Origin of the sequence: Sphingobacterium sp. GVS05A (assembly GCF_019969845.1) — a bacterium.
GTDB lineage: Bacteria > Bacteroidota > Bacteroidia > Sphingobacteriales > Sphingobacteriaceae > Sphingobacterium.
This window is the reverse complement of record NZ_JAHXYR010000001.1, coordinates 627,081-649,958: the sequence shown is the minus strand read 5'-3', so window position 1 is coordinate 649,958 and position 22,878 is coordinate 627,081. Positions and strand designations below refer to the sequence as shown.

Annotated in this window: 15 protein-coding genes; 12 read left to right on the top strand and 3 right to left on the bottom strand. The window is 39.4% G+C overall.

The features are described from left to right. Window positions 1-15: 15 nt before the first annotated feature. The 11 genes from LC454_RS02795 (at window position 16) to LC454_RS02745 (ending at window position 16,743) form a co-directional block, all read left to right on the top strand. Window positions 16-1,212, top strand: coding sequence for an efflux RND transporter periplasmic adaptor subunit (locus LC454_RS02795; protein WP_223579044.1), 1,197 nt, complete (start codon window positions 16-18; stop codon window positions 1,210-1,212). Between the two features lie 19 nt (window positions 1,213-1,231). Next, window positions 1,232-4,420, top strand: a complete 3,189-nt coding sequence (locus LC454_RS02790) for an efflux RND transporter permease subunit (RefSeq protein ID WP_120258268.1) — start codon at window positions 1,232-1,234, stop codon at window positions 4,418-4,420. A gap of 24 nt (window positions 4,421-4,444) precedes the next feature. Then, window positions 4,445-5,872: a TolC family protein gene (locus LC454_RS02785; protein WP_223579042.1), complete on the top strand. Its 1,428-nt coding sequence runs from the start codon at window positions 4,445-4,447 to the stop codon at window positions 5,870-5,872. A 289-nt stretch (window positions 5,873-6,161) separates the two neighbouring features. After that, window positions 6,162-6,644: a DUF4822 domain-containing protein gene (locus tag LC454_RS02780; RefSeq protein ID WP_223579039.1), complete on the top strand. Its 483-nt coding sequence runs from the start codon at window positions 6,162-6,164 to the stop codon at window positions 6,642-6,644. A gap of 469 nt (window positions 6,645-7,113) precedes the next feature. After that, window positions 7,114-8,220 carry a sensor histidine kinase gene (locus LC454_RS02775; RefSeq protein ID WP_223579036.1) on the top strand — a complete coding sequence of 369 codons (1,107 nt, stop codon included), beginning with the start codon at window positions 7,114-7,116 and terminating at the stop codon, window positions 8,218-8,220. After that, window positions 8,217-8,978 (top strand): LytR/AlgR family response regulator transcription factor, encoded by a 762-nt coding sequence (locus LC454_RS02770; RefSeq protein ID WP_223579033.1) that lies wholly within the window; start codon window positions 8,217-8,219, stop codon window positions 8,976-8,978. The genes LC454_RS02775 and LC454_RS02770 overlap by 4 nt, the downstream gene beginning before the upstream one ends. Window positions 8,979-9,208: 230 nt before the next feature. Further along, window positions 9,209-10,318: an efflux RND transporter periplasmic adaptor subunit gene (locus LC454_RS02765; protein ID WP_223579030.1), complete on the top strand. Its 1,110-nt coding sequence runs from the start codon at window positions 9,209-9,211 to the stop codon at window positions 10,316-10,318. Between the two features lie 35 nt (window positions 10,319-10,353). Then, on the top strand, window positions 10,354-13,503 hold the full coding sequence (locus LC454_RS02760; protein WP_223579027.1) for an efflux RND transporter permease subunit: 3,150 nt from the start codon (window positions 10,354-10,356) through the stop codon (window positions 13,501-13,503). Window position 13,504: 1 nt separating this feature from the next. After that, entirely contained in the window at window positions 13,505-14,926 is a 1,422-nt protein-coding gene (locus LC454_RS02755) for an efflux transporter outer membrane subunit (protein WP_223579025.1), read from the top strand. A 386-nt stretch (window positions 14,927-15,312) separates the two neighbouring features. Next, the gene (locus LC454_RS02750) at window positions 15,313-16,191 is read left to right on the top strand and encodes a DMT family transporter (protein ID WP_223579022.1); all 879 of its coding nucleotides are present in this window, start codon (window positions 15,313-15,315) and stop codon (window positions 16,189-16,191) included. Between the two features lie 186 nt (window positions 16,192-16,377). Further along, complete coding sequence (locus tag LC454_RS02745) at window positions 16,378-16,743, top strand: VOC family protein (protein WP_223579020.1); 366 nt, start codon at window positions 16,378-16,380, stop codon at window positions 16,741-16,743. A 72-nt stretch (window positions 16,744-16,815) separates the two neighbouring features. Here the strand turns inward: LC454_RS02745 and LC454_RS02740 are convergent, their stop codons facing one another. The 3 genes from LC454_RS02740 to LC454_RS02730 form a co-directional block, all read right to left on the bottom strand. Continuing rightward, window positions 16,816-18,045, bottom strand: coding sequence for a DEAD/DEAH box helicase (locus tag LC454_RS02740; RefSeq protein WP_223579004.1), 1,230 nt, complete (start codon window positions 18,043-18,045; stop codon window positions 16,816-16,818). A 127-nt stretch (window positions 18,046-18,172) separates the two neighbouring features. After that, on the bottom strand, window positions 18,173-19,357 hold the full coding sequence (gene nhaA, locus LC454_RS02735; RefSeq protein ID WP_223579002.1) for a Na+/H+ antiporter NhaA: 1,185 nt from the start codon (window positions 19,355-19,357) through the stop codon (window positions 18,173-18,175). Window positions 19,358-19,959: 602 nt separating this feature from the next. Further along, window positions 19,960-20,946 (bottom strand): hypothetical protein, encoded by a 987-nt coding sequence (locus LC454_RS02730; protein ID WP_223578999.1) that lies wholly within the window; start codon window positions 20,944-20,946, stop codon window positions 19,960-19,962. Window positions 20,947-21,213: 267 nt separating this feature from the next. Between LC454_RS02730 and LC454_RS02725 the strand changes: the two genes are divergently transcribed. Next, on the top strand, window positions 21,214-22,839 hold the full coding sequence (locus tag LC454_RS02725) for an ABC-F family ATP-binding cassette domain-containing protein (RefSeq protein ID WP_223578997.1): 1,626 nt from the start codon (window positions 21,214-21,216) through the stop codon (window positions 22,837-22,839). Window positions 22,840-22,878: the final 39 nt, after the last annotated feature.

The following is a 22,878-nucleotide window of genomic DNA, read 5'->3' as shown; positions in this document are numbered from 1 at the left end:
AATTTTTAATATCACATGAAAACAAATGTATCACCAAGTCTTAAGAAGATTTACATTCCAGCACTTAACAGTGTTAAACGAATTAATATCGTAAAGACCGCATATGTGCTTAGTGCAATCTTTTTATACAGCTGTTCAACAGGAACCAGCAAACCTATTGATCCTCCCCCTGTTAGCCTACCTGTTGTTGCCATCGAAAATGGTAACGAGACAGTCTATCAGGAATATCCAGCAACAATAGAAGCTTCGGCTAATATCGAGATCAGACCTCAGGTTGAGGGGATTTTGGAACAGATTTTTGTCGATGAGGGTGCGAAAGTCAGTAAAGGACAGGCGCTTTTTAAAATTAATGACCGACCATTCCAAGAGCAATTGAATCAGGCCAAAGCCAATTTATTAGCTGCAAAAGCTGCGTTGGAAAACGCCGAGTTGGAAGTTGAGAAAAAAACAAAATTAGTCAATACCAAAGTATTGACTGACTTTCAATTAAAGACAGCGATCAGTGCACGTAATGCTGCTAAAGCGAATGTTCAATTGGCATTATCTGCTGTGGAAACAGCTAAAATCAATGTTGGTTATACGCTGATCCGTGCTTCGGCTGAGGGCTATATCGGAAGACTACAACGAAAACAAGGAAGTTTAGTTGGACCATCAGATCCGCAACCTTTAACTGCACTGTCAAATGTCAGAGATCTTCACGTCTACTTCTCATTGGGAGAAAATGATTTTATTGCTTTCAAAAATAATACAGAAGGCAATAATCTTCAACAAAAATTGAACAACCTCCCCCCGATCAGTTTAGTGCTTTCCGATCAAACAATCTATGATCAAAAAGGAAAAATAGATATGGTGGATGGTCAGTTTGACAAAAACACAGGCGCAATTACATTACGTGCGACATTCAGTAATCCTGAAGGAGTTTTACGTAATGGAAATACGGGCCGTGTCAGACTCCAAAAGAAATACGATCAGGCTTTACTGGTGCCACAACTTGCTACACTTGAAATGCAGGACAAGATCTTTGTGTATACTGTCGGAAAAGAAAATAAGGTTGTACAGCAGCCCATCACAGTCATCGGAAAAAGTGGCGCAAACTATCTCGTAAGCAAGGGAATCAGTGCCGGAGATCGCATTGTTTACAAGGGTATTGATTTACTTCAAGATGGTCAAAAAATAACACCACAACCTTTATCAAAAGACAGCATCAATTAATATTATAAACAACAAACTTATGCTTAAGAAATTTATAGAAAGGCCAGTACTTGCCACCGTAATCTCCATATTACTTGTGATATTGGGAGTGATCGGTATCCTAAAGCTGCCCTTACAGCAGTTTCCAGATATTGCCCCACCAGCAGTACAGGTAACAGCATTATATCCCGGCGCAAATGCCGAAACGGTACTTCGTGCCGTAGCCCCCTCTTTGGAGGAATCCATCAATGGTGTCGAAAACATGAGCTATATGAGCTCTACCGCCAGTAACGACGGATCATTGATGATTACGGTATATTTTAAGCTGGGCACTGATCCTGATCAGGCTGCTGTAAATGTGCAGAATCGTGTGGCGCAGGCTACCAGCCAACTCCCTGCCGAGGTGGTTCAGGCGGGAATTACAACGGCCAAACAACAAAATAGCTTGATCATGGTATTGGATCTATATACTGAGGACGAAGGTAAATATGACCAAACTTTTATCACCAACTATGCGCAGATCAATATTATTCCAGAACTTAAACGTATCCCTGGAGTGGGACAAGCATTGGCTTTCGGTGGTAGTAAAGATTATTCCATGCGCGTATGGCTTAATCCTAATCAAATGGCCGCCTACAAATTAACTCCGGAGGAGGTTATGGGAGCAATTCAAGATAAAAACGTCGAAGCTGCTCCAGGAAAATTTGGAGAAAGCAGCCGTGAAGCTTTTGAATTTGTCATCAAATATAAAGGTAAGCTTAACCAGCCAAGCGATTACGAAAATATCATTATCAGATCAAATACCGATGGTTCCGTCTTAAAGCTTAAAGATGTGGCTCGGGTTGAATTGGGATCGTACACCTATGCAAGTCATACGCGTATTGATGGTAAAGCAGGGCTCAATATTGGGGTAATGCAATTAGCAGGATCCAATGCAAATGAAATCCAGATTGCTATCCAGGAATTTATGGAGAAAGCTTCCTTAAGCTTTCCAAAGGGTGTAAAATATCTTGTTTTATATAATACCAAGGATGCGCTTGATCAGTCTATTGACCAAGTTAAACATACCTTGATCGAAGCTTTTATTCTGGTCTTTTTAGTTGTTTTTCTATTCCTTCAGGATTTTAGATCAACACTGATACCGGCCATTGCTGTGCCTGTGGCGATTGTGGGGACGTTTTTCTTTATGCAGCTTTTTGGCTTCTCCATCAATCTATTAACATTATTTGCGCTTGTACTGGCAATCGGTATCGTCGTGGATGACGCAATCGTGGTGGTTGAGGCCGTACACGCCAAAATGGAGCATAATAATCTCCCACCCAAATTAGCAACGACCTCCGCCATGAGTGAGATCACGGGAGCCATTATCTCCATTACCCTTGTCATGTCCGCGGTCTTCCTCCCTATTGGTTTTATGGAAGGTTCGACAGGAGTTTTCTATCGACAATTTGCCTTTACACTGGCCATAGCAATTGTAATTTCAGCGATCAATGCGCTGACTTTAAGTCCAGCCCTCTGTGCATTATTTTTAAAACCTACGCACCATAACCACGACGAGACTAAAAAACTTAATTTCAAAGAACGTTTCTTCACAGGATTCAACGTTGGTTTTGATCGCCTGACCAAAAACTATTTAGGCAGCTTACGTTTTCTGATCCGTTACAAATGGGTAGCTTTTGCAGGTTTAGGTATCACCTTGTTGCTGACAGTTTTTATGATCCGTCGTACACCTACGGGATTTATCCCTTCCGAAGACCAAGGTTTTATCGCAGTATCGTTGTCCATGCCTGCAGGTGCCTCTTTGGACCGTACTTCGGGGGCATTGGCAGAAGCTGAAAAACAACTTCAACATGCTGATTTCACTAAGACACTAAACGTTTTGGCTGGTTTTAATATTTTAACGCAATCAACCAGTCCATCGGCTGGTGTAGCATTTATTTTGCTGAAACCACATAAAGAACGTGGCGGCATCAAAGATATCAATGCTATTATGGCTGATGTGAATCAACGCTTAGCAAATATCAAAGGCGCCAACTTCTTCGTGTTTACCTTTCCCACAGTCCCTGGATTTAGTAACGTCGATGGTCTCGATATGGTTCTTCAAGATAGAACAGGTGGACAACTTAGTAAGTTCAGTACAATAGGTCAAGGTTTTATTGGTGAACTCATGAAGCGTCCCGAAATCATGATGGCCTTTACAACCTTCAAAGCCGATTATCCGCAGTACGAACTACAAGTTGATGATATTAAAGCTGAACAACTTGGTGTAAGCACCAAGAGTATCTTACAGACGATGCAAGCCTATTTTGGTAGCGCGCAGGCGTCAGATTTTAATCGATTCGGAAAGTACTATCGTGTTATGGTCCAAGCGGATGCAAAAGATCGTAGTGAACCAACTTCTATGGACGGAATCTTTGTTAAAAACAGATTAGGCGACATGGTACCTATCAATACATTAGTTAAACTGGAGCGTGTCTATGGCCCCGAAACGGCTTCGCGTTACAATCTATTCAATTCGATCGGAATAAATGCAATCCCAAAACCTGGTTATAGCTCAGGGGATGCAATCCGTGCCGTGGAAGAAGTGGCCAAACAGCATTTGCCAACTGGATTTACCTATGAATTTTCGGGTATGACGAAAGAAGAAATTGTCTCCGGAGGTCAGTCTACGCTTATTTTTATCCTCTGTTTGATCTTCGTTTACTTCCTTCTCGCGGCGCAATATGAGAGTTACATTATCCCATTAGCGGTTATACTATCTATTCCAACAGGTATATTTGGTGTCTTTGCAGCAATTAGCCTCACCGATACTGCCAATAATATTTACGTTCAGGTAGCTTTAGTCATGTTGATCGGATTACTGGCGAAGAATGCTATTTTAATTGTCGAATTTGCCATTCAAGGTCGAAAACAGGGGCTTTCAATACCAAGCGCTGCGCTTAAAGCTGCACGCTTACGTCTGAGACCTATTATCATGACATCTTTGGCTTTCATTGTAGGTATGATTCCTATGATGACCGCAGTGGGTCCCTCAGCTCAAGGTAATCACTCGATCAGTATTGCAGCGGCAGGCGGAATGCTTAGTGGGGTTGTATTGGGGCTTTTTATTATTCCTATCCTCTTCATTGTATTCCAGTTTATACAAGAGAAAGTAAGCGGTACGCCAAAAGAAAAACAACTAGAGAATGAGCATATTTCTTTGGAAATTCCTGTGCATACAAATAATTAGTAAACAATGACAACATCGAAATATATGAATAGAAAAGTAAAGCTACTGACGGTTTTCATCTTATCTTTTGTCGCGTGGTCTTGTAAAACAGATAAACTGGTTAGCAATAAACATCTTGCACCAAATCTGCCTGAGCAATACCGTGATCAGGGAAAAGCAACACAAGAAAACAATATAGGTTCTATTCCATGGCGTGATTTCTTCAAAGATCGTGTTTTACAAAGCTTGATCGACAGCGCAATCCAGCATAATCTGGATATGCAATTGGCACTGAAAAATATAGATGCATCTCAACTGAGCTTGAAACAGGCAAAAGCGGGCTATCTTCCCACAGCACAGTTGCAGGTCAGAGGAAATAGTACCAACCCATCCAATAATAGCATGAACGGATTGAGCTTGAATCAATTTTTAAAACAACATCACGTCGAAGACTATACAGCATCCATTGGGTTATCCTGGGAGGCTGATCTATGGGGGAAAATCAAGAATCAAAATGTGGCAGCCTTGGCTTCTTACCTGCAAACTGAAGAAGCAAAAAAAGTTATACAAACACAATTAATTGCCCAGGTGGCGCAAGGTTATTATCAACTTTTGATGCTCTATCAATTACGAGATATCGCACAACAAAATTTACAGTTGAGCGATACCACGCTCCGTATTGTCAAGCAACAATATGAAGTTGGTGATATTACACTACTTGCTTTGGAACAAGTCGATGCGCAACGTCTTTCTGCTGCTGCGCTTATCCCCGATTTTGAACAACAAATTCATCTTCAAGAGAATGCGATCCAAATTCTCAGTGGTAAACTCCCAGCGGAAATCAAAACGCAAGAACAATTGGTTAACGTTCGTTTTCCTGAAGATCTTGCAACAGGAATACCAGCAGATTTATTAAGCCATCGTCCTGATGTTAAACAGGCAGAGCTTGCTATCACTGCTTCTCAGGCCTATCAAAAATCTGCTAAAGCAAGAATGTATCCTTCGCTGGTCATTAGTGCTGAGGCAGGTGTCAATGCATTTAAAGCAAGTAATTGGTTTAATCTGCCTGCATCTTTATTTGGTGCAATCACAGGTAGTATTACGCAGCCTATTTTTCAGCGTAGAGAGCTGAAAACGCAATATGAGCTTGCCCGCATAGAACAAGAGAAGAATGTAATGATTTTCAAACAAAAAGTTATTTCAGCTGCCGGAGAAGTTTCCGATGCCCTGATTTCAATCCAAAAATTGAAGGAAAAACAACAGATTACTTTGGATAGAACGACTCGTCTAAAAGAGGCTACAAAACATGCCAACCTTCTCTTTGAAACTGGTATGGCAACTTATCTGGAAGTAATCACCGCACAAAGCAATATATTACAAAGTGAACTTGAGCTGGCTCAAGTGAAGAAAGCGGAACTTTCGGCTGTAGTAGATCTGTATCGCTCCTTAGGAGGTGGATGGAGCAATAACTAATTTTAAAAATTTGCAATTTTTCTAATTTTATATCACATATCTGGGAGACAGGGGACCGCGAGGGTCTCCTGTCTTATTTTATAGCAACATCCTTAAACAATGACCACTCCCCGTTCATTGGCTTACTCCTACTCCTACTAAGCATCAAAACAATAAAGTAGACGCCCTTTTTAGAGGATATTGCCTGTCACTATAGTCATCGTTATAAATCCTTCAAACCTTGGAATAAAAAAGACAAATGCAACAGTTACAAGGCAATTACTTTTGTAATACAATAAATTTAATGATTATGAAAGATTTAAAAATGATTGCATTGGTATGTTGTATTGCCATTTGTACTTTACTGATTATGAGCTGCAGTAAGGATGATGAAGTTACACCAGAGCCTCAGCTTACACCAAGCGAAGTATTGGCTAGTACCGCTTGGGAAACAACAAGCGCCAAAAATAACAAAGGTGAAAATGTGGTATTGACAGATGCCAATGTCTCAAATTTTGTAGGTTTTGCCTACTTCAAATCCGATGGTACCTTTACCATGTTCAATCTTGATGACTCTCCCAAAATGAGTGGAGACTGGTCTGTTTCAGCAGATGGTAAAACACGGACTATCGTTGCTAAAAATGCAGCAGGAGAAACACTTTTCACACGTGTCGTTGATATAACGGTATTAACAAAAAAAGAATTTACCTACCGGATTTATCCAAACAACGACAATAAAAACGTTTATTTCGATATTATCCATACACCAACTACACACAAAGAACCGAAATAATCAATAGGGAATATTTGATTATATAGAGGCATAATCCCTCTTAAACCATAAGGATTGACAAAATGAAACTTTGTCAATCTTTATTTTTTTCAGCAAAACGCTCAACACTTTTTTAGATTATATCAACTGAGAAAATCGTTAAATTCTTCAATGTGTGATAACCGAAAACTTTAATAAAAGCATATCAAAAAAATCACAAAATATAGTGAGAGCTCCATATCAATTTTCTTGGCGATCAATTTAAGAAAATAATGGATTAAATACCTTTATTTTAATTGTAAAACAGAAGAGAATTCCTTATATTATATACTAAGGACAGGGATCAGAAGATTTAAGCAATATACGGCTGGGTTATACCAAAGTGATATTTCAGCTTGCTCTTTGTACGTTTCAGAATAAATTTGTGATTCAATCCTTAAACGAATTGCGAAATTTGTAGTGATTTAATAGCTATATACAAGTAAAACGAATGCAGGATAAGACTATCTATAAAAATGAGAAAAATCTAATCAGTACAAACAAGAAAAGGTTATTATTTACCCTACTATCTTTTTTTCTCATCTATCTTGTTGCCTATATTATAGACCCATTTTCTAGTTGCTGGAATGGCTATTTTCAGCGAAATATGTTTGAAATATTGGGAGAATGGACCTTTACCATTATTTACAGTTTCCTTATTTCAGAGTTCAGTATTATTGTCCACAATAAATTGGATCGTATCTTAACATGGAAAGACAATCCAACAGAAAGGCTTCTGATTGAAACCGTCATTAACCTCATCGTGGTTCTTCTTATCAATTTATTACTGGTTTACATTATTTCCCGTTATTATTATGAGCTACAAAACCTCACCATTGCAACATCCTTAGAAGAAAAAAGAGGCGCCATACAAAATATCTCCATCAGTGTTATGATCGCTTTAATGATTATGGGGATTAACATTGGCATTCATCTGATCAACAACTGGAAGAATGAATCTATACGCGCCGCCAAACTGGGGCAGGTTATTCTAGAAACAGAACTTCAATCACTGAAGCTACAGATTGACCCGCATTTCGTTTTCAACAATTTGAGCGTATTATCCGAAATAATTTTAGAGGATCAGCAACTTGGCTATGAATATGCTGAAAATTTCTCCAAAATATACCGTTACCTATTGGTGAATTCAAAAAAAGATGTTATTTCTCTTGAAGAGGAACTCAATTTCTTAGATTCCTATATTTTCTTAATAAAAAATAGATTTGGAGAAGGAGTTCACTTTGAAATAAATGTAGATCCTACAAAATCCAATTATCAACTACCACCACTCACCTTACAGCTTTTGGTTGAAAATGCACTAAAGCATAATCAAACCAATAAAAAACGGTCGTTAAAAATTAAGGTATACACCAATGCACATAACCAGTTAGTTGTCGAAAATATTTTGATACCAATAGAAAATGTATCAGAGTCATCGGGAATAGGTATTTCGAATATCATTAAAAGATATGATTTATTGTCAAATCTGCAACCAGAGATCTTGAACAATGGAAAGACATTCAAAGTTAATCTACCACTTATAGAACAAAACTCATGAGTATTACCAACGTATTGATTATTGAAGATGAAAAACTTAATGCTGATCGTCTAAAACGACTATTGAAAGAAATAAAACCATCAATACAGATACTGGATGTCTTGGATAATATTGCCGACAGTATCACTTGGTTTCAAAGTAATGAGTCTCCGGATTTGGTCATGATGGATATCCGTCTTTCTGATGGTCTAAGTTTCGAGATCCTGGAAAGTATTAAAATTGACTGCCCCATTATCTTTACGACAGCATTTGATGAATATGCCGTCAGAGCCTTTAAATTCAACAGTATAGACTATCTCTTAAAACCTGTAGAAAAAAAAGAATTAGAAAATGCATTGGTCAAATTAGACAGTCTACAACTTCAACAGATGAGTCAGGCTCCGATCCAAGGCCTATTGGATTTTATCTATCCCAAAGATTTCAGAACCCGGTTTCTCCTGCCCTACAAAGACGGTTATAAAACAATACTGGTTGAAGACATTCAATATTTTTACTCAGAGTTTAAGTTAACACATGCCAAGCTGAAATGTGGTACCGTCGAAATTGTGCCGCAAACCTTAGAAGAGCTGGAGCAGCAATTAAATCCCAAAGTTTTTTTCCGTGCCAATCGACAATTTATAGTGCATATAGATGCAATAAAGAGATTGCATAACCATTTTAATGGCAAACTTAAAATCGAAATCAAACATAGCGAAGATGTCGAAATCCTTGTCAGTCGGGAAAAGGCCCAGCTCCTAAAAAACTGGTTGGACTATTAGTAAACAGTGGTTCTTATCTCGAAATTTTTGGGCACAATCAACGAACTGCAGTCAGGTGTTTAGTTAGCGTCTTTCTAAGGAAAACGACAAAAAAGACCTGTTTTGATTAAATAATATCAAAATTCAGCGCATTATAGCTACGTTTCAGTAAGCAATTGTTACGTCTCGGTAGATTTCCTTATTATATCCCTTAAAAGAATTCTTTCTTTTGCTTTAAATAAAATGATAAAATGGCACTAAGAACGATGACTTTAAAACCTATCCTTACATTTATTACAGCAGCTACACTATTATCGTCCTGTGGAGGCAGCCAAGAACAACCGCAAGAGCAGGCAGTTACTGTTGACTTTATCGAATTATCCCCCGCACAAGCGGAGACGGAAAAAAAATACCCCGGTACTCTGGAGGGCGCCGTCAATGTTGATGTAAAAGCTCAGGTAACAGGTTACTTGGAGCAAATCTATGTGAAAGAAGGGGATTATGTCACAAAAGGCCAAGCCCTTTTCAAAATAAAAGGCGATGTATACAATGAACAGGTAAATAATAGCAGAGCAGCCTATCAAGCGGCACTATCTGCGGAACAAAATGCGAAACTGGAAATTGAAAAAATCAAACCACTCGTAGAAGGTAAAGTGTATACCGACCTTCAGCTTAAAACTGCAGAAGCGAACTACGCTGCGGCAAAAGCGCAGGTTGCCCAAGCACAAGCGGCTTTAGGTTCCTCGCAGATCAATGCAAGATTTACATTAATCAATGCACCCGTAAGTGGCTACATTGGACGGATTCCCAATCGTATTGGAAATCTGATCACTGCAGCAGACGCAATGCCATTAACAACATTGTCTGAAATCAATACCGTGAACGTTTATTTTTCGTTGAGCGAGGCTGATTTTATCACCTTTATGAAGGATCATAATACGAAATCAAGCAATCAACAAGCAACATTGATTCTCGCTGACGGTACAGTATATAATCACCCTGGAAAAGTAGAAATGGCCAGTGGTAATATCGATAGGACGACTGGTAGTATGACACTAAAGGCAGTTTTCACCAACCCAGATAAGATACTTCGTTCTGGCGGTTCAGCCAAGGTTGTCTTAAAAAAGGCGCATGATAATGTATTGTTAGTCCCTATGGCAGCTGTTAAAGACATTCAGGATCGCTATTTTGTCTATGTTATTGGAGACAAAAACAAAATTGCCATGAAGCAGATCGAAATCGCCGGAAATACGGCCAATGAGTATCTACTCAAATCAGGTCTGACAGCGGGCGAAAAAATCGTAATGAATAGAATTGATATGCTTAATGACGGAATGCAGGTTCAACCTACTAAAAAATAAAAGCCTGTATTAGATTTATCTAAAATTAAAATAAAATGCTGAAGAAATTTATTGACAGGCCAGTTTTGGCAACTGTTATATCTATCATATTTGTCATACTCGGGATAATTGGTCTTTTAAGGCTACCGCAGACACGGTTTCCCGATATCGCTCCACCTACAGTCCAAGTTACGGGAAGTTACCCCGGTGGTAATAGTGAGACCGTATTACGGTCAGTTGTCACACCGCTGGAGGAGCAGATCAATGGCGTTGAGGACATGGAATACATTACCTCAACAGCAAGTAACGATGGTACATTCTCCGTACGTATTGTCTTTAAGGCTGGTGTAAATCCGGATCAAGCAGCTGTAAACGTACAGAACAGGGTGCAACAGGCAACACCGATCCTGCCACAGGAAGTTGTGCGGATGGGATTGACGACCTCCAAACAACAGAATAGTATGATCATGATTTTTAATATCTATACTGTGGATAACAAAAAATATGATGAACTATTCCTACAGAACTATGTGAATATCAACCTGATTCCACAGATCAAACGTGTTCCGGGTGTAGGTCAGGCTATGGTATTTGGTTCGAAAGATTACTCTATGCGCGTTTGGTTGAATCCTCAGAAAATGGCGAGTTATGGTCTTGTACCCCAAGAAGTCATCGCTGCCATTTCCAAGCAAAGTCTGGAGTCCGCACCCGGAAAACTAGGTGAAGAATCAAAGGCACCATTGGAATATGTGATTCGATATAAAGGGAAAAAGAATCTTCCGGAACAATATGAAAACATTATTGTTAAAAATAATGATGTTCAGATCGTCAGGTTGAAAGATGTTGCCCGGATAGAATTCGGTTCGATAAGTTATAGTGGTAATTCGCAAAACAATGGTTTAAATACAGTTACTATTGGTATTTTCCAGACTTCTGGTTCCAATGCCAACGAAATTGAAATAGGTATCGATAAACAGATCGAAATAGCGCAACGCTCATTTCCTCCTGGAATCAAGATATTTAAACTGATAAGTACCAAAGAGCGCCTAGATGAAAGTACCGCTCAAGTCCGTTCGACATTAATTGAAGCGTTCATTTTGGTCTTTTTGGTTGTTTTCTTATTCTTACAGGATATCCGATCGACCATTATTCCGGCGATCGCGGTACCAGTAGCCATCGTAGGTACATTCTTTTTCTTACTGGTGTTTGGGTTTACCATCAATATATTAACCCTTTTCGCCTTGGTATTGGCCATCGGTATTGTGGTCGATGATGCCATTGTCGTCGTCGAAGCTGTCCATGGTAAGATGGAAACATCGACCATGACCGGTAATGAGGCCACACACAGTGCCATGAGTGAAATAACCGGTGCGGTCATCTCGATTACATTGGTCATGTGTGCAGTATTTATTCCTATCGGTTTTATGACCGGTTCATCGGGAATGTTTTACAAACAGTTTGCCTATACACTGGTTATCGCCATTGTGATTTCAGCGATCAATGCATTGACGTTGACGCCGGCTCTTTGTGCCTTGTTACTGAAAAACACACATGCCGAAAATCATGATGGTCAAACTCAAAAAACAGGATTCTCACAACGGTTTTTCAAAGCCTTTAATGCTGGTTTTGAAAATATGACAAATAGATACGTTGGCTCGCTGAAATTTCTTGTTAAGAAAAAATGGTTAGCAGCGTTATTAATTATCGCTACAATAGGCGCTGCAGGATATCTCATGACAAGTACGTCAAAAAGCTTTGTCCCTATGGAAGATGATAACTTTGTCGTGTACAGTTTGGAGATGCCTCCGGGTACCGGTCTCGATCGGACAACAAAAGCTGTAGGAAAAATAGAGAAACTATTGGCTGACTTACCTTCTATTGAAAGCCATACGAGTATCACTGGTTTCAATATGATTGGTAACAACTCCAGTGCAGCTTACGCAACAGGATTCATCCGTTTAAAGGATAAGAAAAAACGTGGCGAAATGAATGATATCGATCAGATTCATCAGGTGATTTCTCAAAAGCTAACTACGGTTAAAGAAGGTAATGCAATGGCTTTCCGCTCCCCTCCTGTTGATGGTTATGGTATGATGAACGGTGCCGAACTTGTACTACAAGACAGAGCCGGAAAATCTCCGGTAGAGCTTAAAGCGATGTCCGATTCTGTTATCGCGAAGATTATGCAACAACCAGGTGTACAATTTGCCTACACTATGTTTAGAGCGGATTATCCACAAATGGAATTGGAAGTTGACGAAGATAAAGCGGCTCAGCTTGGTGTCGATGTCAGTGAAATGCTTTCGTCTGTTCAGACGTATTTTGCCGGCGACCAGTCATTGAATTTCAATCGCTTTGGTAAGTTCTACCGTATCGCTGTAAAAGCGGACGGAATTTTTAGGACAGATAAGGACGCATTCAATGAAATATTTGTCAAGAACAACAAAGGGGAAATGCTACCGGTAAATACATTGGTAACACTTCGCAAAGTCTATGGACCAGAGTCCGTGACACGTTACAACTTGTACAATTCGCTTACCATTAACGTCGTTAGTAATCCAGGTATCAGTAATGGTGCTATTATGGAAACACTGGAGAAAAATGTGCTGAACAAATTACCAGGAGACTATAGTTACGAATGGACAGGACTAAGTTTGGAAGAAAAATCTTCTGGCAATCAGACGATGATCATTTTGACATTGAGCTTATTGTTCGTCTACTTCTTACTTTCCGCGCAGTATGAGAGCTACCTATTGCCACTGGCGGTGCTGTTATCTATCCCGACAGGGATAATAGGATCGTTCTTAGGAACACGTGCTATCGGTCTGGACAATAACATATACGTTCAAGTCGGATTGATCATGTTGATTGGTCTCTTGGCGAAGAATGCGATCCTGATCGTTGAGTTTGCATTGCAGCGTAGACGGGCGGGTTCTTCACTCATTGATTCTGCCCTGGAAGGTGCCAAAGCGCGTCTTCGCCCAATTTTAATGACTTCATTAGCCTTTATAGCGGGTATGATCCCGCTGATGTTTGCTACTGGAGGAACAGCAACAGGTAATCACTCTATCAGTACTGGAGCAGCTATGGGTATGTTAAGCGGGGTGATCCTTGGTGTTATCGTTATACCGTTATTGTATCTGGTGTTTCAATATTTACAGGAGAAGGTTTCAAGAAAAAAACTCGTGGACAAGACAAACGATTAAAATGAAAAAATTTCATCACTATATTACTATTTTAGCAGGTACTTCCCTACTTCTCGCTTCGTGCAGTGTGGGCAAAAAATATACACGTCAAGACATGGAGTTACCGGACAATTTCAGAAATAACGAAATTGTCCTGACCTCAGATACACTGGCATTATCGTGGCGGAAGTTTGTGAAAGATCCTAATTTGACCGCGCTCATTGAAAAAGCACTGATCAAAAACACTGACGTTAGTGTAGCGCTCTTGAGCATGCAGCAGCTGGAGCTCTCCTATAAACAATCAAAAAAGGGTCTTTTACCAACACTTGATCTAAACGTAGGAGCGAATAGGACTTGGTTATCTACCAATTCCCTGAATGGATCGCTCAGCGATCAATTTATTGGGACACCTTATATGGATGACTATAACGCTACACTCCGACTTTCTTGGGAGGTAGACATCTGGGGAAAGGCAAACATGCAGAAAGAAGAAGCATTGGCAAATTTCTTTGGACAGAAGGAGAATTTATCTGCGTTGAAAACCCGTATTATAGTTCAGGTTATCCAATCTTACTACAATCTGATCGCATTGGACGAACAGTTAAAGATTGCACAAAAAAATGTACAACTTAGTGACAGTACATTAAGTATGATACGTCTGCAATACAATTCCTCGCTCGTGAGTTCATTAGCTGTAGAACAGGCCGAAGCGCAAAAGAAAACTGCCGAATTGCTGATTCCACTGGCAGACCAGAATATCGCTATTGAAGAAAATGCCATAAGTATACTATGTGGTGGTTTCCCCGATAAAATCCAGCGTTCCGAAGGTCTTGATGCAACTGTTGTCGGTGGGACATTGGCAACGGGAGTTCCAGCCGAACTGCTTAGCCGGAGACCTGATGTCAAAGCGGCCGAGTATGCCGTTGTTGCAGCTAACAGTAGAATAGGATTGGCCAAAGCAGCGATGTATCCTTCAATAAGTTTGACTCCTTCGATTGGAACAAACTCTTTTCAATTCAATCGCTGGTTTGATCTACCGGGGTCTATTGTGAAAACAATAGCAGGAAACATCACCCAACCGATCTTTCAAAAAGGTGCGTTAAAAACGAACTATGAGATTTCGATAATCGAACGGGAAAAATTAGCGGTACAGTTTAAACAGTCTGTTATGCTTGCAGTTTCGGAGGTATCGGATGCCTTAGCGAAAATAAAGCATAGCGACCGGAGACTTCTGCTGATTGAAGCTAAATCCAACTCATTGGCCAAAGCGACTTCAGACGCTGCCCTGTTGTATAAAAGTGGCATGGCAAATTATTTGGAAGTCATTACTGCGCAAAACAACGCTTTACAAAATGATCTCGAACAGATTAGCATTAAACGGGAAAAACTTAATGCCGTGGTGGATCTATACCGTGCATTGGGAGGAGGAAACGATACCGAGTAATAAATCATCGCTTGTACCGACCTTGGTTCGCTCAATTCTTGAGGATATTCAGGATCATAATAGTTTAATTTAAGAGGGCTAACGAAAGTTTAGCCCTTTTTTATTCGCTTTTAGTCATCATATAAAATACAATTCCCTTTAACTAGTTACTGATATTCGCTAAAATTATTTGAATTAAACCACTGGATTTTATTATCTTCGGATAAGAAATAGAATGTTATGAACAGAACAAGCTGTCTTCCTCCTCCAATCGCTTAATATTTTTTTAAATATTAATAAAGCATGGCACCGAATAATCGGCTGATTCCCCATGTTTTATATTCTCAATCAAATTTTATAACAATAGTATCTGTCTTTTCAAAGATAGATCTGGAAGACGACATTTTATGAAACATTCATATTTCATACTACATCTCGCTGTGGTATGTTTGGGCATATCCGGAGTATTGGGCAAAGTCATCAGTCTCAATGAAGGTATGCTAACTTGGTATCGTGTATTTTTTTCGGCAATTTTCCTTTTTCTTATTTCAAAATGGTCAAAAGCAACCAATGAAGTCAGCTTGCGTGAAAAATTAGCGATTGCAAAAAATGGCCTATTGATTACCGCCTCCTGGCTACTTTTTTATGCCAGTATCAAATACTCCAATATTTCAATCGGGGTAGTTTGTTACTGTATGGCAAGTTTCTTTACTGCAATCTTTGCTCCTATCATTAACAAAACGAGATTTAAAAGTTCAGAGTTTTTTCTGAGTGGACTAACGCTTTGTGGTATAGCTTTAATATTTCATTTTGATACAGCACATCAATTGGGTATTATTTTCGGGATCATTTCACCGGCCTTTGCTTCGCTTTATGCAATTTATAATGAACGCCTGGTCAGGCGACACAGCAGTATAGTCATCAACTATTATCAAATGATTGGTGGAAGTGTTGGTCTTGGGTTGATCCTCCCCTGTTATCTTTATTATTATCCGATATCATCTTTTATCCCCAATACAATGGATCTCATTTACCTGCTAATTTTGTCGCTGTGTTGTACCGTTGCTGTATACCTTGCTTTCACAGAAATCTTAAAGAAAATTTCTGCCTTTACACTCAATTTAAGTCTCAATCTAGAACCTGTATATGCCATCCTGATTGCATTTTTATTCTTCAATGAATCCAAAGAGCTCAATCTTTCATTTTACATCGGGCTTTCCCTGGTTATGCTTTCTGTACTTATACAGGCGCTCATCAGTAGAAAAAAAGAAAAACCAGAAAATTAACACATAAAAAGTGGCTTTTGAGTAATATGGTATGGTTGATATCGGATTAAACGATGTCAATTCAAACAAAGAAGCCTAAATTCTGTTCGGAGAAAATCCTATATTTACATAACATCCGACATCCACTTGATGTTGGAAATTCAGGTAGATTCTTCCAATAAATGACAATATCAATTAAACAATATCATGAGCAATTCTTCTTCAGAAAACAAACTTATCCACGAACAAATTCAATACCTTGAATTTATATCTAGCGATCTTGAGAGAGCCAAAAAATTCTATTCAGCAAGTTTTGGCTGGAACTTTACAGATTACGGCCCTGAGTATACAGCCTTTGATGGTAAATATGTAGATGGAGGATTTACAGTCGGTACACCGGTAAACGGTAGTATTTTGGTTGTCCTTTATTCGAATGATTTGCTATCCACACGTGATAAAGTCGTCCGTGCGGGTGGCACTATCGTTAAAGATATCTTTAGCTTTCCTGGTGGTAAACGATTTCAATTCAAAGACCTCGATGGTTATGAATTGGCCGTATGGGCAACAGAATAATCCCTATCATATATAGAATAGGCCCCATCGAAGCGAACATTGGGTAAAAACAGAAAAGAGCTTAATTTATCATTAAGCTCTTTTCTGTTTTTGGTAATTTTTATTTTTGTTCTTATTGAAACGTCTTCGATTTTGTGGATTGCTGCTTTTCTTAGCCGGATTATATTCAGGCCCAGCTTCAAAGCCTTCCGGTAAAGCGATTTGTTCTACGGGATAACCGATCAGGTTTTCGATCTGGGAAAAGCGCTGCTGATCTTTATCATTCACAAAAGTAATCGCTGTACCCGTTGTCGCTGCACGTGCAGTACGTCCGATACGGTGTACATAATCTTCGGGATCTGGTGGGACATCGTAGTTTACAACCAGACTGATACCTACGATATCGATACCACGCGAGATAACATCTGTTCCCACAAGTACCCGCACCTGACGTGATCTAAATCTACTCATGATATCCTCACGTTTAGCCTGCTCAAGATCTGAGTGAAAGCCCTCGGCATCTATACCCTGCTTTTGAAGTTCTTGCGCCAGTAATTTAACTGTAGTTTTTTGCGAAGCAAAGATGATCACAGAAACATAATTAACGTCTTGTAAGATGATCTTCAAAAGATCCATTTTTTGCTTATCATATACCAGATATGCGCGCTGGTCTATACCTTCTGAAGGTTTTGAAATGGCGATATTGACCTCAACAGGTTGATAAAGGATTTTTCTCGCAAAATTTCTGATCTTGAGGGGCATAGTTGCTGAAAAAAGCAACATTTGCTTTTTCTTAGGTAAGTAACTGACGATACGCAATATATCATCTTGAAAGCCCATATCCAACATGCTATCTGCTTCATCCAGTACGAAATGCGTCAGATGAGTTAAATCGACTTTCATCGACGTAAGATGGCTGATCAATCGACCGGGGGTAGCAACAATAATATTAACCCCTTCCCGAATAGCTCGTTTCTGTTGTTCGTAGCCCATTCCATCTCCACCTCCATATATGGAGATAGATGTCGCCCCTGTATAATAAGACATGCCCATGATCTGTTGATCTATTTGCAGTGCCAATTCCCTTGTCGGAACCAGGATAATCGCGCGAATAGACTCCTTTGCATCTCTCGCAACAGCATCTAAAATTGGCAACATATATGCGGCCGTTTTACCGGTACCTGTTTGCGCACAGGCAATCATATCACTACCCTTCTTAATGACGGGGATTGTCTGTTCCTGAATAGGCGTAGCCTCTTCAAACATCATGCTTTCTAAGCCCTCTTCCAATTCCGGAACAAAACCAAATTCAGTAAATCTCAAATTTTATTATTTTATTAAATATGCGCTAAGTTACTAAAACTAATCTATATATGATGTCAGCATTTGTTACGCTAGGAGTTACATAGAAAATATGTCCTCAGAACTCCCCTACCGAATCTTCGTTATTTTAACCTAAGTTACTTTTGGAATTATCAGCCAATCTCAACAATGTGTATCCTAATATACCTGCACAAAGAGAAGCAATGAGCACCGCAAATTTAGCTTCCTCAATCAAAAAGGCATCGTTAAAAGATAAGATAGATATGAAGATAGACATGGTAAAACCAATACCTCCCAATAAACCAACGCCGAATATCTGCGGCCAACTTGCACCTTCTGGAAGTTGCGCTATTTTCATTTTTTTAGCAATAAAACAAATCACGAATATACCAATTGATTTTCCTGCAATCAATCCCGCAATAATACCCAGCCCCAATTTGGATGTTAAACCGCCAACCATTTCAGCATGAATTGGAATTAATGTATTTGCGAAAGCAAACAAAGGAATGATTATAAAATTTACAGGCTTGGTCAGCAGATGCTCCAGTTTTTCCAGCGGAGATTCTTTTTCATCTGGCGTTGTAGGTAGCGTCATGGCAACCAAAACTCCGGCTATAGTTGCATGAATGCCCGAATGGTGGATAAAATACCAAATGAATACTCCGGGAATAAGATAGGCCCATAGGGCTTTTACACCAAGTTTATTTAGAATGATCAGAAAAGCAAATATCCCTAGCGCAATAAATAGATAGGTCGCATGAATTCCACTGCTATAAAACAAAGCAATGACTAAGATCGCAAGCAAATCATCTACAATAGCCAAAGCTGCTAAAAAGATCTTGAGGCTTGCCGGAACTTTATTTCCCAAAAGGGTGATAACAGCAAGCGCAAATGCGATATCCGTAGCCATTGGGATCCCCCATCCGTGTGCGGTATCGGCGGCATCTTTATTGATCACAAAATAGATTGCCGCTGGCAGGAGAGCTCCCCCTACTGCTGCCAGAATAGGAAGAACAGCTTTACTTGCTGAAGATAATTCCCCCTCAACGATTTCTCTTTTGATTTCCAATCCGACTAATAGGAAGAAAATAGCCATCAGCCCATCATTGATCCATAGCAGCCATGAATATTTTAAATGGATATTATCCGTTTCAAGTCCCACCTCCCGAAGAAGAAAGTCCATTACCGATCCATATAGCGATGTATTTGCTACAATGAGTGCCAAGATAACACAGGAAAACAGAATAATCCCACCAGCAAAGCTAGATTTCAAAAATTCTCGGAATACAGTTAAATTAACAAGTTTTGACATGACGATAATATCTTTAAACACTTAAAAGGTTCACAATATACAACTTTACGTCCATTAATCCGCCTTCGGAGCGGCATTACCTGAATCTGCTCCATTAGCAGGCTAAAAAAATCTTCTTTTTCACCGGTCCGCTCTAAATCCAATATTTTAACAACAACTTTGGCAATTATAGGAGTGATTTGACTTTAAAGCCCCTTTTCAAAACATGTATATTTCGCAAAATCAACAGCTTACATTACAATGTATATAAAACCACATTTAAATATTGTCATTTTTGTAAAATTAATTTGTCTTTATTGCAAAAAATAGTTAGCTTGCTAATATAGTTAATAAACCGTTTATTATGTGCAAGAAGTGGATTTTCATGGTGCTTCTTTTCGTAGCAAATTTTACATATGCGCAGACGACAGAGGATACAACCCAACATCAACAACAATCAGGCTCCCATTACATCATTTTAGGGATCATAGCAATTATTGTCATCGTTTTTATATTATACAGGAGGCAAAAGAGGAAATTTAATGAATAAGGGAGATCAATTGATCTCCCTTATTGTTTCTCCCTAAATTTCTATAGAAATAAATCCCTTTTTTTTATCCACATCATTCTTCGTGTTTAATTGGCTCATTTGTCTGTGCCAGGCGTTGCGATCCTGTATTTGCTGGACAAGCAATATCATCTGTCGCGTCGTAAACCAGCTTTTTACCTTTCAATTTCGTGATCAGTTCCTCCGGTACATACACTTGTACTTTGGTTACGGAGTAACCACTCGGAAAATAACGTACGTAATAGCCATCCGGATGCAGTGTCCAGATTCCACTCGGAACATCCGAACGAGGTTCGGCCATACCTGCCATAATTGCATACTTTTCAAACTCAGCATAAGAATAGTTGCCTGAAGAGACCAGCTGTCTGATATTATTTTCTGCTTCAAATATCGCCTGCACAGCTGGGGGCATCTGGTCTTTAGCCTTTTGCACCACATCAAACGGCAATATGCCTAGCGCTCCGCCTTCCAGCAATAATAATTGCTCTGGTGTCAACAACCTCAATGCCGTTTCCTTGACCTCCCCGGAATAGTCTATAAATTTAGTTTTAGCAATAATTGTCCATAATAACATCTGTATTGATGATTGTTCAACTTCCGGATGTTTTTCCGCACTTTTCAAGATAGCGATGACAACCTCCCGCTTTTTCCCTAATGTAGGGGCATACATATAGCCATCCCCCTTAGAAGGTGCGTAAGTCCCTGCTTTTAGGCAATAGCTTTTGTTAGTCATTTCAAAATGTCCTGCTTCAAGCAAATAGCCGTCCTGGCCATTTTTCTGCAGATTTTCCAGCGGCTTATAAGTAACCGTATTTTGAAAATCAGGCATCTGTTCGCCTTTCCGATTTACATCCTCAAAACTTGTGCTTATCGCTTCAGGTTCCTTTAAAAGTTTGTCTAGTCCTAACGCTTTACTCCCTTTCGAAGCAACTGCCTTGCTTGCTTTGTCAAGCAATCCCCCAAATTGAGCATAGGCACCCTGCAAATTCAGCAAAAATGCAACAACGAGTACCAAAGCATACGTAATGCTATTTCTTTTCATAATTGATTTCATTTCAACACCAATGCCACAAAAAAGAAGCCAATTTATTAGCAAAATCCCAATTCATAATTTATTAATCTGGTACACATCCTTTTCAACGATATGCGGTTATCTGAACTGTCTCAAATTGTTATATTTCATTTTTTCGTCCGTTCGTCAATCACTTGGAAAGTGATATTTCTCACAATCCATTATTAGGGTTATTCGGTAAGGAATTGATGTTTGGAAATAGTTAAAAAATACAAGATTAAAACGTATCTTTGCAGCATGATTAATGTGTCAAATCTCTCCCTTCGTTATGGTAAACGTGTACTATTCGAAGATGTCAATTTAAAATTTACACCTGGCAACTGTTATGGCATTATTGGTGCCAATGGAGCTGGTAAATCTACTTTCTTAAAAATTATTTCTGGCGAAGTTGATCCCTCTACAGGTTCGGTGGCATTCACGCCTGGCGAACGTATGTCTGTATTGAGTCAGGATCACTATGCTTTCGATGAATATACGGTATTGGAAACTGTCATGATGGGTAACCAAGAGCTTTACAAAATCATGAAAGAGAAAGACGCTATTTACATGAAAGAGGATTTCTCTGATGCAGATGGTGAACGTGCCGGTGAACTCGAAAGTCTTTTTGCAGAAATGGACGGATGGAATGCAGAATCCAATGCAGCTACCCTATTGAGCAGCTTGGGCATTAAAGAAGAGCTCCACTACAAGTTAGTCTCTGAAATTGATGGTAATCAAAAAGTACGTGTCTTATTGGCACAGGCACTCTTCGGTAATCCAGATATCTTGATTCTCGATGAGCCTACCAATGACTTGGACATCAATACAATCGCTTGGTTAGAAGACTTTTTGGCTACCTATGAAGCAATTGTACTCGTTGTATCCCACGACCGTCACTTCTTAGATGCGGTGTGTACTCACACTGTTGATATCGACTTTGGTAAAATGACCATCTATACAGGTAACTACTCGTTCTGGTACGAATCTTCCCAATTAGCGTTAAAACAACGGTCTGATCAAAACAAAAAGATGGAAGACAAGGTTAAGGAACTTCAGGAATTTATCCGTCGTTTCTCGGCCAATGCATCCAAATCAAAACAAGCTACTTCCCGTAAGAAAGCTTTGGATAAGATCAATATTGATGAGATCAAACCTTCTAACCGCAAATATCCTGCAATCATGTTCAATACAATGAACCGTGAACCGGGTGACCAAACATTACAAGTAGAAGGTTTGAGCAAAACGGTCAATGGTGAGGTCTTCTTCAAGGATATCACATTTATGATTAATAAAGGTGATAAAATTGCAGTGTTGGGTCCTAATTCCCTAATCACAACAGCTTTTTACGATATTATCACAGGTAGAGACACTGACTTCGGTGGTGAATTCAAATGGGGTATTACCATCACTCCTGCCGATATGCCAATTGAAAATGCAGCATTTTTTGAAGGCAAAAACGAAAATTTGGTCGATTGGTTAAGAGACTATACAACAAACCCTGAAGCGGATGAGCAGTTCCTACGTGGATTCTTAGGAAAAATGCTATTCTCCGGTGAAGAAGTTATGAAAAAAGTTTCTGTCCTTTCCGGGGGTGAAAAAATGCGTTGTATGTTTTCAAGAATGATGTTACAGGGAGCTAACTTCTTGATTTTTGATGAACCAACCAATCACTTGGACTTAGAGTCAATCACGGCATTAAATAATGGTATGTCAGATTTTAAAGGATCAATGTTATTCACATCCCGTGACCACGAGTTGACTGAGACTGTTGCAAACAGAATCATTGAATTGACACCAAAAGGAATCATCGACAAGTTGATGACCTATGATGAGTACATTAACAGCGATGTTGTCAAAGCACAACGCGCAGAGATGTATAAATAAGATAATTTATCCCAATTTTATAAAGGCTCCATAATTCAT

Excerpts from the sequence above, each read along its gene's own strand:
- LC454_RS02775 (WP_223579036.1), top strand. The coding sequence starts at position 7,114 with ATGCAGGATAAGACTATCTATAAAAATGAGAAAAATCTAATCAGTACA.
- LC454_RS02725 (WP_223578997.1), top strand. The coding sequence starts at position 21,214 with ATGATTAATGTGTCAAATCTCTCCCTTCGTTATGGTAAACGTGTACTA.
- LC454_RS02795 (WP_223579044.1), top strand. The coding sequence starts at position 16 with ATGAAAACAAATGTATCACCAAGTCTTAAGAAGATTTACATTCCAGCA.
- LC454_RS02750 (WP_223579022.1), top strand. The coding sequence starts at position 15,313 with ATGAAACATTCATATTTCATACTACATCTCGCTGTGGTATGTTTGGGC.
- LC454_RS02760 (WP_223579027.1), top strand. The coding sequence starts at position 10,354 with ATGCTGAAGAAATTTATTGACAGGCCAGTTTTGGCAACTGTTATATCT.
- LC454_RS02770 (WP_223579033.1), top strand. The coding sequence starts at position 8,217 with ATGAGTATTACCAACGTATTGATTATTGAAGATGAAAAACTTAATGCT.
- LC454_RS02790 (WP_120258268.1), top strand. The coding sequence starts at position 1,232 with ATGCTTAAGAAATTTATAGAAAGGCCAGTACTTGCCACCGTAATCTCC.
- LC454_RS02755 (WP_223579025.1), top strand. The coding sequence starts at position 13,505 with ATGAAAAAATTTCATCACTATATTACTATTTTAGCAGGTACTTCCCTA.
- nhaA (WP_223579002.1), bottom strand. The coding sequence starts at position 19,357 with ATGTCAAAACTTGTTAATTTAACTGTATTCCGAGAATTTTTGAAATCT.
- LC454_RS02765 (WP_223579030.1), top strand. The coding sequence starts at position 9,209 with ATGGCACTAAGAACGATGACTTTAAAACCTATCCTTACATTTATTACA.
- LC454_RS02780 (WP_223579039.1), top strand. The coding sequence starts at position 6,162 with ATGAAAGATTTAAAAATGATTGCATTGGTATGTTGTATTGCCATTTGT.
- LC454_RS02730 (WP_223578999.1), bottom strand. The coding sequence starts at position 20,946 with ATGAAAAGAAATAGCATTACGTATGCTTTGGTACTCGTTGTTGCATTT.
- LC454_RS02785 (WP_223579042.1), top strand. The coding sequence starts at position 4,445 with ATGAATAGAAAAGTAAAGCTACTGACGGTTTTCATCTTATCTTTTGTC.
- LC454_RS02745 (WP_223579020.1), top strand. The coding sequence starts at position 16,378 with ATGAGCAATTCTTCTTCAGAAAACAAACTTATCCACGAACAAATTCAA.